Here is a 12,510-nt window from a genome sequence, read left to right on the forward strand (position 1 = left end):
ATGACCGTAACCTCCATCGGCGACCTTGCGCAGAGCCTCGTGCTGCGCAGCCGTGTAACCCAGATCAAGACCGAGATCACCACGCTGACCGGCGAACTGGCCAGCGGGCAGACCGCCGACCTGACCGGCCGGCTGGGCAATGATCTGTCGCATCTGACCGATATCGACCGGAACCTGACGCGGCTGCGCGGCTTTGCCATCGCCGCGAAAGAGGCGCAGCTGTTCGCGGCAATGGCGCAAGAGAGCCTCGGTCTGCTGCAAAATGCGACCGGGCCGCTGGCGAACACGCTGCTGCAGGCGACATCGACCAACGTGGCCGAGGTCAGGCAGCAGGCTTCGGTTCAGGCGCGGGTCGACCTCGAAACGGCCATCTCGGCGCTGAACGGCCAGGTCGCCGGCCGCAGCGTCTTTGCCGGGACGGCAACCGACCGGATGCCGCTGTTGACGGCGGATGATCTGCTCGCGGAACTGCGCATGGTGGTGGCCGGGCAGGGGACGGCGACGGATGTGGCCCAGGCGGCGGCCGCCTGGTTCGACGATCCGGCCGGGTTCACGGCGACGATCTACCAGGGGGCGGCGACCCCACTGGCGGCGTTCCAGGTCGGGCCGGGCCAGTCGGTTACGCTGCCGGTACGGGCCGATGACGCGGTGTTGCGCGATCTGCTGAAGGATCTGGCCATCGCCGCGCTGGCCGACGATCCGGCACTGGCGCTGGACGCGGCCGAACAGACCGAGCTTTACCGGCGGACCGGCGAGGGGTTGATCGCGGGGCAGGACAGGCTGACCGGCATGCGCGCCGAGCTTGGATATTCCGAGGCGCGGATCGAGGCGGTGCTGGTTCGCAACACATCCGAGCAGAACAGCTATCAACTGGCCCGCAATGCGCTGGCGCAGGCGGACCCGTTTGAAACCGCGGCACGTCTCGAAGAGGTCCAGGTGCAACTCGAGGCCCTCTATGCGGTGACGGTCAGAACCTCGAACCTCACGCTGCTGAATTTCCTGAAATGACGAAACTCCGCTACCTGCTTGTTCTTCTGGTTTTCCTGCCGTTCGCGGCCTCGGCCGGGGCGATCCGGCTCAAGGACCTGGTCGAGTTTGACGGTGTCCGCGGCAACGATCTCGTGGGGTATGGCCTGGTCGTCGGGCTGAACGGCACCGGAGACGGGCTGCGCAACTCACCGTTCACCGAAGAGATGATCTCCAACATCCTCGAACGGCTCGGTGTCAATGTCACCGGCGAACAGATGCGGCCCAAGAACGTGGCTGCGGTGCTCGTCACCGCGACCCTGCCGCCGTTCGCGCGGGTGGGCAGCCAGGTCGACGTGACCGTGTCCGCCATCGGCGATTCGAGCAGCCTGTTGGGGGGGACGCTGATCATGACCCCGCTGAACGCGGCGGACGGCCAGATCTATGCGGTGTCGCAGGGAACCATTCTCGCCGGCGGCGCCAGTGTCGAAGGCGATGCCGCGTCGGTCGTGCAGGGGGTTCCGACGGCGGGGGTGATCCCCGCCGGCGCGAGGGTCGAGCGCGAGATCGAGTTTGACCTGTCGTCGATGTCCTCGGTCCGGCTCGCGCTGCGCGAACCGGATTTCACCACCGCCGGTCGGATCGAGGCTGCCGTGAACCGCAGCTTTCGCAGATCGGTCGCGGTGATGCGCGATTCCGGCACGGTCGAGGTCGATGTCGCGGCCACCGGGGCAGCCTCGACCGCCCATGCCATCGGTCAGATCGAGAACATCCTTATCGAACCGCAGCGCAAGGCGCGGGTGGTGGTCGATCAGCGGTCGGGCACCATCGTGATGGGCGATGACGTGCGGCTGTCGCGGGTCGCCGTGTCACAGGGCAACCTGACCCTGCGGATCGAGGAGGCACCGCTCGTGGTGCAGCCCAACCCGTTCGCCGGGGGGCGGTCGGTGGTCGTTCCCAGAACCGGGGCATCGCTCGACGAAGGGGAGGGCGTCGCGCTGGCCGAGGTGCCGGAAAGTACATCATTGTCCGACGTGGTCGCGGGGCTGAACGCGCTTGGCGTTTCGCCCAGGGACATGATCGACATCCTCAAGAGCATCAAGGCCGCTGGCGCCCTGCATGCCGAGTTTGTGGTGCGGTGACCGGACCGGCCACCGCCCATGCGCAGGCGCTTTGCCCACGGCCCGCTCAGCGCCGGAAACCCCGGGGTGGAATTCGTAAAACCGGGTAGTTTGTTGCCCGGTCCCGAGATTGTCGGCCATTCCTTGTGGCAGATCGCTGTGCTCGGGAACGCAGCGCGTCGTGACGCAGCTCGTGTTGCAATCGCGACCGGTATGCGTTGGCAACGGACGGTTCGGTGCTGCAGGAGGATGCACCGGCTGGCCGCGACCATGGTCAGGTGTCGGCCTTCAGGGGCTGTAGCTTCTCACCAATGCGGCCGCGATCAGGCTCCAGCCATCCGCCACGACAAAGAAGGCGAGCTTGAAGGGCAGGGCGACGATTGCCGGCGGCACCATCATCATGCCCATCGACATCAGGATCGCCGCAACGACGAGATCGATGATCAGGAAGGGCAGGAACACCAGGAAACCGATCTGGAAGGCGCGCGAGATTTCCGTGAGCAGAAAGCTGGGGAACAGCAGCGAGAGCGGTGCGTCCCCGGTCGGTTCGGCGGTCACGCCCCCGCTTCTCAATTCGGCCAGCGACGCGAAGGTCTCGGCATCGACCCGTGCCGCCATGAAGTCGCGAAAGGGCGCTACCGCCCGTCTGAGCCCGGTTTCGGTATCGACGGTTTCCGCGATCATCGGGCCGATTCCGTCCCGCCATGCGGTTTCAAACACCGGCTCCATGACGAAATAGGTCAGGAACAGCGCCAGCGAAACGATCAGCATGTTGGGCGGCGATTGCTGCAGCCCGATCGCCTGCCGCAGGATCGCCAACACGGTGACAAGGAACGGAAAGCAGGTGATGGTGATCGCGATACCCGGCGCGAGGCCGAGCACGGTGATCAGCAGGATCAACTGGATGGATCGCGCCGACAGCGAACCGCCTTCGCCCAGCGACAGCGATATGTCCTGCGCGAAGGCCAGTTGCGGCAACGCGATCAATACCGCGACCGCGACGAGGATCTGCCGGGGATGCGCGGGTTTCATCCCAGGCCGTGTTTGACGTCGATGATCTCGGTCAGGCGCACGGCCAGCCGTCCGGCCGCGTCGCCGTCCAGTTCCTCGAGCTGCCCGCGGCCGATCAGGTGATCGCCGACATAGAGGTCGACCGGATCTTCGAGCCGCTTGTCCAGCGGCAGGACCGCGTTTTCGCCCAGGCGGATCAGATCGCGGATGAGCGGGGTCGCCTTGCCGACCGCCACGGTAATCTCGATGGGGACCGCAACGAACGGATTGCCGCCCTCGTCCTGTTCGTGATCGGAACCGGTGGGATCATCCATGGCGTTCAGCCTCTCTGACATGGTGGAAGTAGGCGTCGACGCTGTCGCCGATCTCGGCGATCAGTGCATCGCAGTCGCATTCGGTTTCCGCCTGGCCGATGCCCAGACGAACCTGTCCGCCGGTCAGCGCGGGATCTTGGCGCAGTTCGACATCAACCGGAAAGCGGTTCTGGAACGCGCCCTGCAGGGCCTTGGCATCTTCGGGTGCGACGGTTACGGTCACCGGCTGCCCGGCGGCGGCGGTGGCCATTTCCGTCAGCCGTTCGGTCAGGTGCAGGCCCAGCGTGTCATGCAGGGCGCGGGGGAGAACCTTTTCGACCAGCGCCCGGAGCAGCGGTTCCGTCGATACCTGCATCCCGGCAAGCGCCTCGTGATAGGTAAAGGACAGGTCCTCGATGCTCTGCATCAACGCCTCGGTGATCCGGCCATGCGCCTCGGTCTGCGATGAAACCGCGTCATCCCATCCGGCCTTGTATCCCTGTTCGAACGCGGCGAGCCGGTGGTCTTCCAGCGCGGTGTCGCTCATCATTCTGAACTGATCGCCTGTTTCGACGGGCGTGGAAAAATCCTCGAACAGATCGGCCAGGGCCATCACGCTTTCTCCTCGCTGTCTTCGAGCCAGCCGCGCAGGATCTCGACGGTTTCCTCCTGCCGCTCGCCGATCAGGTGACGCAGGCGATCGACCGGGTTTTCGACCTGCCGTGGCTGTTCGGCCGCCGGCAGCAACGCCCCGGAACCGGCCTGACCGTCGCCGGTTCCGGCATCCGGCTGGATTTCTCCGGTCAGGGCCGGGGCCGCCGCCGCCGGATCGGCTGGCGGCAGCGCCGCGATCGGTTCTGCGGCCGGTGGCCTGGCCAGGAGCGGGCGAATGACGAAGAGACCGAGGATCAGGCTGACCACCGCGAGGACGGCCATCTTGATCATCGACGTCAGATCGAGCCCCAGCCGTTGGACCAGCGTTGCCTGCGCGGCGGTGCCCGGGATCGCCGGCACCGGCAGTTCGAGCGACCGCAGGGTGATGATATCGCCCCGTTCGGCGTCATAGCCGACGGCCGATGCAACGAGATCGTGCAGGGCGTCCAGTTCATCCTGCGGGCGCGGCTGAAACCCGCCATCCGCATCGCCTTGCGGCAGCCCGTTGACCAGCACCGCAACGGTGATCCGCCTGACCGCGCCGGGCCCGCGCGTGATTTCGCGTTGTGTCTCGGACACCTCGTAATTGACCCGTTCCCGCGTTTCGCTGGCCTGCGCGCGCGAGGCGTCGTTGGCGGCCTCGCCGCCGGGCAGGTTCGAAGCGACTGTGACCTCGCCGCCGGCCCCGTTCTGCGAGGTGTCGCTGCGTTCCTCGGTATCGGTGCTGATCGCGACCCGGCTTTCGGGATCGAACCGGTGTTCGCGAATCAGCTCAGTCTGGGTCACCGTGTCGACGCTGACCTCGACCACCGCGTTGCCCGCGCCCACCCGCGCTTCGATCAGCCTGAGAACCCGTTCCCGCAACTGCCGGGCGCGATCGTCGCCGCTGACGCCATCGGCAGATGTTTCGGAACTGCCGATCAGGGCGCCGTTTGCGTCGATCACGGCCACGTTTTCAACCGTCAGCCCGGCCACGGCGGAGGCGACGAGGTGGCGCAGCGCGCTGGCCTGGGCGGGGGTCACCGCCGCACCGGCGGGCACCACGGACACGGAGGCCGTAGGCTCTGCCCCGCGCCGGAACGGGTTCGAGCCCGACTGCGCAAGATGGACCCGCGCCCGCACAATATGCGGGCTCGCCACGATGGTGCGGGCAAGTTCGCCTTCCTTGGCGCGCCAGTAGGCGGCGTCGAACATCTGTGACGTGGTGCCAAAACCGGTGAGCGAATCGAGCAGTTCATACCCGCGCCCGCCATTGGCGGGCAGGCCCGCGCTGGCCAGCGTCATCCGCAACTCGTCGCGCTGGCTTACCGGCACATAGATCGAACCGCCGCGCACCTCGTAGGCGATGCCGCGTTGTTCGAGGGATTGCACGATATTGCCGGCGGTGCCGTTCTCGAGACCGGCAAAAAGCAGCGACATGGTGGGCGCGGTCGCGATTCGCGACATGACGAGCACGGCGGCAAACACCGCAACCGTTGCCGCGACGAGCGCGATCTGCCTGCGTCTGTCCAGCGCGGTCCAGAAACTTCTGATCTGTGTCACCCGTAACCTCCGTCATGCCCGCATTCTGCCTGGCATGGCGGCATGATTTGCCGATCGGTCTTAACAATCGGTTAGTTCCTCGTGGGTTATTCCGAACCGGACGAAGAATTCGAGGGCCCCATGTCAGACGCGACTGTCAACGAAGAGGACGCGGTTCAGCGACCGAGCCGGAAACCGATCGTCATCGGCGCCGTTTTGATGGTGGCCGGGGCGGTTGGCGGGTTCCTGGCGGTGTCGTCCGGCCTGTTGCCCGTCGGGGAACCGGCCCCGTATGACAAGGCCGATTCGGCCCCGATCGATTTCACCTTCGTGGAACTTGATCCGATCATGATCTCGATCACCGCCGGCGGGGTGGGGCAGCATCTGCGGTTCCGGGGGCAGCTGGAAACCGGGATCGGGGCGCAGCACGAGGTCGAACGGCTGCGGCCGCGGATCGTCGATGTGCTGAACGGCTATCTGCGGGCGCTGGAACCGGCCGACCTGAGCGACCCGATGGCGCTGACGCGCCTGCGCGGACAGATGTTGCGGCGCGTCCAGGTCGTCGCCGGGCACGAACGCGTGCGCGATCTTCTGATTATGGAATTCGTGGTGAACTAGGAGGCGGAATTGGAGTTCGTAGCAGATGTGTTGCTGGTCGCCGGCGCCTTGGGCGCGGGATGTTACTGTTTCGTGCTGGCGCGGCGGCTGAACCGGTTCAATGACCTTGAAAAGGGGGTCGGGGGCGCGGTCGCCGTGCTGTCGGCGCAGGTGGACGACCTGAGCGGGGCGCTCGTCTCGGCGCGCAAGGCGGCGGATGTCTCGAACGACGCCCTGGACGACCTGACGGGGCGGGCGGAAGACGTGGCCAAGCGGCTGGAACTGTTGCTCGCGTCGATGCATGACATGCCGGCGGCCACCGGCACGTCCCGGCCTGCTGCCGCGCCTGCGCCCAACCCCGCGACATCGGAGGCAGAACAGGAAACGGCTGCACAGCGGGAAACGTCATCAGATACGTCTGAAAATGGCGATATACCAAGTGCTTCCCCCCCGGCGTTCATCCGCCGTGGTGCGCAGATCGGACTGGGGCAATGACGTCCCGGACTGGGCATCGCAGGCCCCGTCGGCACCTGCGCGGCGGGACGCTCCTGCTGATCGCGGGGCTGCTGATCGTGTCGGCGACGATCCGTCTCGGGATGCAGGCGGGCCCCGCGCTCGCGCGGCAGATGGCAGAGCGGACGGATCGAGAGCAGGTGCATGATCCGCTTGGGGCGGGGGCTGCCGACCGGGACGAACTGGCGCAGGTGCTGGCTGCGCTGCAGGAACGGCGAGCGGCGCTGGAACAGCGTGAACGCGTTCTCGAAGATCGTGCCAGGGCGATCGAACTCGCCGATGCGGCGCTGGATCGCAAATTGACGGAACTGGTCGAGGCGGAAGAGGCGCTGCGCGCCATGGTGGCCGTGGCCGATGGCGCCGCCGAGACCGATCTGGCGCGGCTCACCGATGTCTATGACAAGATGAAGCCAAAGGAAGTGGCGGAGTTGTTCGAATCGATGGACCCGCATTTCGCCGCCGGGTTTCTGGCCCGCATGCGTCCCGAGGCCGCCGCGGGTGTCATGGCCGGGCTGAGCCCGCAGGTGGCTTATTCGATCAGCGTGGTGCTGGCGGGCCGAAACGCGAACGCGCCCAAAAACTGACGGGATCGTCCGTCGCCCGGCCCGGGCTGGCCGGGCCGCAGAAACCACATCGACGCGTTTCTGGTTCGCATGGCGTCAAAGCGGCTGATCGCCAAAAGCGGCACCTATCGCGGGCGATAAAGCATCTGTTGTTGCAGTGTTTCACCCACCTTCTTTATGGCAAGGACCCGCCGTTCGCGGGCGATTTCCGCAGCGATCATGTCGACCGCCTGTTTGCGGCCAAAGGCCCGGCGTGCGCCCGCCATGACGCGCAGCTTGCGGGCACGGGCCTCTGACAGCGACCGCTGCAGTTCGGTCCGGGTGTTCGCCAGCCATTCCTGCCACAGCATGTCGGCACCAATCGCCCGCAGCTGCCGGTGATCGTCACCGCCGTCCCGGTTCGATTGCTGCATCCGGTCCAGCCGCGCCAGGTCGTTCCGGATTTCCGCTTCGCGCGCCAGAACCTCGCGGATCACGCGCAACTCGCGTTGATACATCAGGTCGGCGGCACCTGCGAGCCCGTCGAGATCCGTGGCTTTCATATGCGGGATTTCGCTTTCTGACGCATCGTTTCGGCAAACCGGATGGCCGCGGCCACGGCGGCATACAGGGTTTCGGGGATTTCCGCGCCAATATCGGTGGTTGCGTGCAACGCGCGCGCCGTCGGCGGATCGTGGTGGATCGGAACCCCGGCCCCGGCCGCGGCGCCACGGATCGCGGCGGCGATTTCATCCACACCCTTGGCAACACATTCCGGGGCCGATCCCGGCGCGCGGCTCCATTTCAGCGCGACCGCGTAATGGGTCGGATTGACGATCACGACATCCGCCTTGGGGACGGCGGCGATCATCTGGCCCGATGCAATTTCCTGCCCGCGCTGCCTGCGCTGCTGCTTCATGTGCGGATCGCCCTCGGCATCGCGGGTCTCATCGGTGATTTCCTTGCGGGTCATCCGGTTCTTGCGGCGATGTTCCAGATGCTGCCACACCGCGTCGATCCCGCCGATACAGGCGGCGATTGCCAGCACCGGCAACAGGAATTCGACGCAGGATATGCCCAGCATCGCCACGGCGGTGCGCGGGTCGGTGCCCGCCGAGGCCAGGATCTGCGGCGCGCGCGCGGCCAGGTAGAGGCCCAGGCATCCCGAGTAGAGCAGCAGCTTGACCGAGCTCTTGAAAAACTCGAACAGACCCGCGCGGCCATATTTGTTGCGGGCGTTGGAAATGATCGACAATCGCGAGGCTTTCGGCGCGATTTTGGTCGGTACAAAGACCAGCCCGCGCTGTGCAAGGATCGAAACGAGCACGGCCAGCGCCGGCAACAGGAACCAGGGTGTCACGGCCGCCGCCGTCGCCGCCATCAGGCCACCCGCAGGGGCGCGGGCAGGACCATCGAAAAACAGCGGGGCCAGACGATCGGGCCGGTCCAGCAGGACCATCAGCGCGGTGCCCAGATCGCCGATCGAAGCGGCGCCGAGAACGGAGGCGGCCAGCAGAAACCCGGCATAGGAGGCCGCGACCGACAGGTCCGCCGACCGCGCGATTTCGCCGCGTTCGCGTGCCTTGCGCAGCTTCTCCGGCGTCGGCTCGAAACTCTTGTCGGCGCCGTCTTCCTCTTCGCCGCTCATCGCGCAGGGTCCAGCGGATCGACGAGAAATCCGACCAGGGCATCGAGCCAGACCGACAGCATCAGCGGGGCGCAGAGCAGCAGCAGGACGAGCCCGCCCATGGTGATCACCGGGGCCCCCACGAAGGCGACCATGAGCTGCGGCATGGCGCGGTTCACCACGCCCAGCGTCAGGTTGTAGAGCGTTGCCGCGATCATGAACGGCACGGCCAGCGTGAAGGACAGGGCGAACATCGCCGCAACCCGGTCGACCCACCAGGCCGAGAGCGGCTGCGGATCGGGCGGAATGCCGACCGGGAACCAGTCATAGGATCCGATCATCAGCCGCGCGGCGTGAACATGCAGATCCGCCAGCATGGCCAGTGCCAGCCCCGCGATCACCAGCACATGCGCCAGCGCCGGTGTCGGTTCGGCCGCCGCGCCACCCAGCAACTGCGACAACGAGGTTGCCTGCGCCGCCATGGCGCCCGCGGTCTGCAATGCCATCACGAACAGGCGCACCCCCAGACCCAGCGCGAGGCCGATGACGGTTTCGGACAGCGCTAGCCGCGCGAAATCGGGCAGGGCCGGCGGGGCCTCGGCGCCGCCGATCGCGGGCGCGACGATCAACGTGAAGGCAAACGCGGCGGCAAGCCGCACCCGCATGGGCAGCATGCGTTCCGAAAACGCGGGCAGAACCGAAACCATGGCCGCTACGCGCAGAAACACCAGCAGGGCGGACAGGATCCCGGCGCTGGCCTGTTCGAGCATCCCGGCAGAGAGATGGATCACGCCGGCACCATGCCGACCAGCGCCGGCCGCGCCTCGAAACCGATCTCCTCGAAGGACAGGACCGGGTTGGACAGGCCACGGGTGCGCAGGACCGTGCGCAGGAACCGCCGCCGGCGCGACGAAACCGCCAGCGCGGGAAATGTGCCCTGGTCGATCACCTCGCCGATACGGGCGGCCAGCGCGTCCGCCAGCCGGTTGAACAGGTCGGGCGGCAAGGCCACGTCGAGCCCGGCAGATTGCGTGTCGACCTGATGCATCTGGAACGTTTCTTCCCATTCGGGGGCGAGTTGCACCAGCGGGATCGAACCGTCCGCGCGCTTGAGACCGGCGACAAGCTGAAAGCCGAGCCGCTGGCGAACCAGTTCGCAGATGCTTTCGGGTTGCAGGGTGTGCAACCGGGCTTCGGCCACCGTCTCGAGGATCAGCGGCAGGTTGCGGATCGACACGCCTTCGTCGACCAGCAGGCGCAGAACCCCGTGCAGCGTGTCGATCGGCACCTTGTCGGGGATCAATTCGTCGATCAGCTTGCGGTTGGCTTCGGCGCGTTGCGGGTCCGAGATGCGGGTCGCTTCAGTCAGCAGCCGGCGCAGCGATTTCAGGGTCAGCAGGCGCGCGAAGTTGCGCTTGATGACTTCCAGCAGATGGGTTGCCAGGATCTCGGGCGGGGTCACGATGGTCGCCCCCGCCAGCGCCGCAGCCTCGCGATTGGCGGGCGACAGCCAGCGGGCCGGCGCGCCATAGACCGGTTCCGTCACATCGTTGCCCTCGGGCAGTGAATGGGGCGTGTCCGGCATCAGGGCGAGCACCAGGTCGGGGTGCAGCACGCCGCTGACCTGTTCCACGCCCTGCACGCGGATCAGATAGCTGCCCGCGGACAGCTCCGGCTGATCGGTCAGCCGGATATCGGGCAGGATCATGCCAAACTCGGTGGCCACATGGGTGCGCATGTTGGCGATCCGCGTGTCCAGGCCGGTGCCGGGGTCGAGCGCCATGCCGACCAGGTCAGGCGCAAACTCCACATGCACGTCGTCGAGATCGAGAATGTCGCCGATCGGGGGCGGCCCGGCCCGTTCCGGTTGCGCCGCCGTCCGCGCCTGTTCCAGGTCGGTCCGCGCCGCGCGCAGGCGCAGCCTGTAGGCGGTGAAAGCCAGCACCCCGCCGCCCAGGATGAACGGCAGAAAAGGCAGCCCCGGCACGAGGGCGAACAGCACCATCAGTACCGCAACCGTAAACAGCGCGGCGGGGTGGCGGCCCAGCTGATCGAAAAGCGCCAGATCGGTTGCCCCCTGCGTGCCGCCGCGGGCGAGAAGCAGAGCCGAGGCGATGGAGATGATGACGGCAGGAATTTGCGATACCAGCCCGTCACCTACGGTCAGCACGGCGTAGGTTTCAAACGCGGATCCGATCGGCATGTCATGCACGATCACCCCCATGGCGAGCCCCATCACGAGGTTCAGCAACGTGATCAGCAGGCCCGCGACCGCATCCCCCTTGACGAATTTCGACGCGCCGTCGAGCGAGCCGAAGAAGGTGGTTTCGCGTTGCTCGGTCTCGCGCCGCGCCTTGGCCTGTTCGTGATCGATCGCGCCCGCCGACATGTCGCTGTCGATCGCGAGCTGTTTGCCGGGCATCCCGTCCAGCGCGAACCGGGCGCCAACCTCGGCCATCCGCGCCGCGCCCTTGGTGATCACCATGAAATTCACGATCAGCAGGACACCGAACACCACCAGGCCCAGGAACACGCTGCCCCCCATGACGAACTGGGCAAAGCCCTGGATCACGTTGCCGGCCGCGCCCGGGCCGGTATGGCCCTGTCCGATGATCAGCTTGGTCGACGAGACGTTGAGCGACAGCCGCAGCATCAGCGACGCCAGCAAGATGGTTGGAAACGAAGAGAAATCGAGCGGCCGCTCAATGAACAGCGTGATCGTGAAGATGAGAATGGCCAGCGCGAAGGAGGCGGCCAGGCCTATGTCCAACACCCAGGCGGGCATGGGCAGGATCATCATCACGATGATCGCCATCAGCGCCAGGGCGAGCAAAACGGTCGGGCTGAAGAGGGTCCTTGCGTCGATGGGCGGCACGATCGATCCCTCAGTTCAGGGCAATGAACACGGCGCCGGGAGGCGTGGACCCCAGCGGGACCAGCGAACCGGGTCGGTGTTCGCCGGCCTCCACGAGCGGGCGGACCGGGTCGAGCAAGCCGCGAGGGGCAGGTACAGCGTCATGCGCGCCCGTGGACAGGTTGGCGTAGACACGGCCGAACCGCTGCGCATACGCGTTGGCGAGCGCCGGGGTTCGGGAATGATAGGCGCCCGCAGCGCGATGCCAGTCGCCATGTTCCTCGAACAATTCGCGCAGGAACCGGGCAGCGTAGACCGCGTTGTGAACCGGATCGAACATCTCGGCGATGGAGCTGAACGCATGGCCGTGCCAGCGGTAGTTGATCTGGAAACACCCGATGTCGAAGCTCTTTGCCCCGCGTCGGATCTGCGCGGTCACATGGTCGCGGGCCTGTTTTTTGCTGTCGAACCAGGAGCCGATGCCTTCCATGTTGACGGTCCAGGGCCAGGGCTGAAACCCGGACGGCCTGGCGCGGCCGGTTTCGGTTCGCGTGATGGCCATCAGGACTTCGGCGGGGACGTTTTCACGGCGCGCGGCAGCGATGGCCGCGCGGTCGCACAGGCCCGCGTCGCGGCTTGCAGTCGCCGCGCGGGCGTCGTTCGGCAGGGCTACCGCGCACGAGATCACCGCGACCAGGGCAATGGTTGCACGGGCACGACCCCAATGTGGCGCACGCGGTTCCGGTTTCTTCTGGCAGGTCATTCTGACCTCTCTCAACCATCGTCGTCGTTTCAGACAAGGCTAGGGGCT

At 66.6% G+C, this 12,510-nt stretch carries 14 protein-coding genes; 5 read left to right on the plus strand and 9 right to left on the minus strand.

All coding sequences use genetic code 11. The features are described 5' to 3' along the window. Positions 1–1,008, plus strand: coding sequence for a flagellin (locus C6Y53_RS14915; RefSeq protein WP_106473151.1), 1,008 nt, complete (start codon positions 1–3; stop codon positions 1,006–1,008). Beyond that, complete coding sequence (locus tag C6Y53_RS14920; protein WP_106473152.1) at positions 1,005–2,108, plus strand: flagellar basal body P-ring protein FlgI; 1,104 nt, start codon at positions 1,005–1,007, stop codon at positions 2,106–2,108. The genes C6Y53_RS14915 and C6Y53_RS14920 overlap by 4 nt, the downstream gene beginning before the upstream one ends. A gap of 267 nt (positions 2,109–2,375) precedes the next feature. Here the strand turns inward: C6Y53_RS14920 and fliP are convergent, their stop codons facing one another. Genes fliP through fliF form a run of 4 tightly spaced genes read right to left on the minus strand, consistent with a single transcriptional unit; the run spans position 2,376 to position 5,587 of the window. Next, positions 2,376–3,119, minus strand: coding sequence for a flagellar type III secretion system pore protein FliP (gene fliP / locus C6Y53_RS14925; RefSeq protein WP_106473153.1), 744 nt, complete (start codon positions 3,117–3,119; stop codon positions 2,376–2,378). Beyond that, a complete protein-coding gene (locus tag C6Y53_RS14930; protein WP_106473154.1) occupies positions 3,116–3,412 on the minus strand; it encodes a FliM/FliN family flagellar motor switch protein in 297 nt (98 codons plus the stop codon). The genes fliP and C6Y53_RS14930 overlap by 4 nt, the downstream gene beginning before the upstream one ends. Then, positions 3,405–4,004 (minus strand): FliH/SctL family protein, encoded by a 600-nt coding sequence (locus C6Y53_RS14935; RefSeq protein WP_149615539.1) that lies wholly within the window; start codon positions 4,002–4,004, stop codon positions 3,405–3,407. Before C6Y53_RS14935 ends, C6Y53_RS14930 begins: the two co-directional genes overlap by 8 nt. Beyond that, positions 4,004–5,587: a flagellar basal-body MS-ring/collar protein FliF gene (gene fliF / locus C6Y53_RS14940; protein WP_106473156.1), complete on the minus strand. Its 1,584-nt coding sequence runs from the start codon at positions 5,585–5,587 to the stop codon at positions 4,004–4,006. The genes C6Y53_RS14935 and fliF overlap by 1 nt, the downstream gene beginning before the upstream one ends. Positions 5,588–5,707: 120 nt before the next feature. Between fliF and C6Y53_RS14945 the strand changes: the two genes are divergently transcribed. Genes C6Y53_RS14945 through C6Y53_RS14955 form a run of 3 tightly spaced genes read left to right on the plus strand, consistent with a single transcriptional unit; the run spans position 5,708 to position 7,260 of the window. Beyond that, positions 5,708–6,184 carry a flagellar basal body-associated FliL family protein gene (locus tag C6Y53_RS14945; protein ID WP_106474133.1) on the plus strand — a complete coding sequence of 159 codons (477 nt, stop codon included), beginning with the start codon at positions 5,708–5,710 and terminating at the stop codon, positions 6,182–6,184. Between the two features lie 9 nt (positions 6,185–6,193). Continuing rightward, positions 6,194–6,658: a hypothetical protein gene (locus C6Y53_RS21300; protein ID WP_244614847.1), complete on the plus strand. Its 465-nt coding sequence runs from the start codon at positions 6,194–6,196 to the stop codon at positions 6,656–6,658. Beyond that, on the plus strand, positions 6,655–7,260 hold the full coding sequence (locus C6Y53_RS14955) for a MotE family protein (protein WP_106473157.1): 606 nt from the start codon (positions 6,655–6,657) through the stop codon (positions 7,258–7,260). The genes C6Y53_RS21300 and C6Y53_RS14955 overlap by 4 nt, the downstream gene beginning before the upstream one ends. 104 nt (positions 7,261–7,364) lie before the next feature. On the opposite strand, the gene C6Y53_RS14960 is transcribed toward C6Y53_RS14955, so the two are convergent. The 5 genes from C6Y53_RS14960 to C6Y53_RS14980 form a co-directional block, all read right to left on the minus strand. After that, positions 7,365–7,781 carry a hypothetical protein gene (locus C6Y53_RS14960; RefSeq protein ID WP_106473158.1) on the minus strand — a complete coding sequence of 139 codons (417 nt, stop codon included), beginning with the start codon at positions 7,779–7,781 and terminating at the stop codon, positions 7,365–7,367. Beyond that, positions 7,778–8,866 carry an EscU/YscU/HrcU family type III secretion system export apparatus switch protein gene (locus tag C6Y53_RS14965; protein WP_106473159.1) on the minus strand — a complete coding sequence of 363 codons (1,089 nt, stop codon included), beginning with the start codon at positions 8,864–8,866 and terminating at the stop codon, positions 7,778–7,780. The genes C6Y53_RS14960 and C6Y53_RS14965 overlap by 4 nt, the downstream gene beginning before the upstream one ends. Continuing rightward, on the minus strand, positions 8,863–9,636 hold the full coding sequence (locus tag C6Y53_RS14970; protein WP_244614848.1) for a flagellar biosynthetic protein FliR: 774 nt from the start codon (positions 9,634–9,636) through the stop codon (positions 8,863–8,865). Before C6Y53_RS14970 ends, C6Y53_RS14965 begins: the two co-directional genes overlap by 4 nt. Continuing rightward, positions 9,633–11,660, minus strand: a complete 2,028-nt coding sequence (gene flhA / locus C6Y53_RS14975; RefSeq protein ID WP_425300363.1) for a flagellar biosynthesis protein FlhA — start codon at positions 11,658–11,660, stop codon at positions 9,633–9,635. Before flhA ends, C6Y53_RS14970 begins: the two co-directional genes overlap by 4 nt. Positions 11,661–11,730: 70 nt before the next feature. Continuing rightward, positions 11,731–12,462: a lytic transglycosylase domain-containing protein gene (locus C6Y53_RS14980; RefSeq protein ID WP_106473162.1), complete on the minus strand. Its 732-nt coding sequence runs from the start codon at positions 12,460–12,462 to the stop codon at positions 11,731–11,733. Positions 12,463–12,510: the final 48 nt, after the last annotated feature.

Origin of the sequence: Pukyongiella litopenaei (assembly GCF_003008555.2) — a bacterium.
Classification (GTDB): Bacteria; Pseudomonadota; Alphaproteobacteria; order Rhodobacterales; family Rhodobacteraceae; genus Pukyongiella; species Pukyongiella litopenaei.

Bases quoted from the DNA above. Each gene is read 5' to 3' on its own strand.
- C6Y53_RS14915 (WP_106473151.1), top strand. From the start codon at position 1: ATGACCGTAACCTCCATCGGCGACCTTGCGCAGAGCCTCGTGCTGCGC.
- C6Y53_RS14920 (WP_106473152.1), top strand. From the start codon at position 1,005: ATGACGAAACTCCGCTACCTGCTTGTTCTTCTGGTTTTCCTGCCGTTC.
- fliP (WP_106473153.1), bottom strand. From the start codon at position 3,119: ATGAAACCCGCGCATCCCCGGCAGATCCTCGTCGCGGTCGCGGTATTG.
- C6Y53_RS14930 (WP_106473154.1), bottom strand. From the start codon at position 3,412: ATGGATGATCCCACCGGTTCCGATCACGAACAGGACGAGGGCGGCAAT.
- C6Y53_RS14935 (WP_149615539.1), bottom strand. From the start codon at position 4,004: ATGGCCCTGGCCGATCTGTTCGAGGATTTTTCCACGCCCGTCGAAACA.
- C6Y53_RS14945 (WP_106474133.1), top strand. From the start codon at position 5,708: ATGTCAGACGCGACTGTCAACGAAGAGGACGCGGTTCAGCGACCGAGC.
- C6Y53_RS14955 (WP_106473157.1), top strand. From the start codon at position 6,655: ATGACGTCCCGGACTGGGCATCGCAGGCCCCGTCGGCACCTGCGCGGC.
- C6Y53_RS14960 (WP_106473158.1), bottom strand. From the start codon at position 7,781: ATGAAAGCCACGGATCTCGACGGGCTCGCAGGTGCCGCCGACCTGATG.
- C6Y53_RS14965 (WP_106473159.1), bottom strand. From the start codon at position 8,866: ATGAGCGGCGAAGAGGAAGACGGCGCCGACAAGAGTTTCGAGCCGACG.
- flhA (WP_425300363.1), bottom strand. From the start codon at position 11,660: ATGGCGATCATCGTGATGATGATCCTGCCCATGCCCGCCTGGGTGTTG.
- C6Y53_RS14980 (WP_106473162.1), bottom strand. From the start codon at position 12,462: ATGACCTGCCAGAAGAAACCGGAACCGCGTGCGCCACATTGGGGTCGT.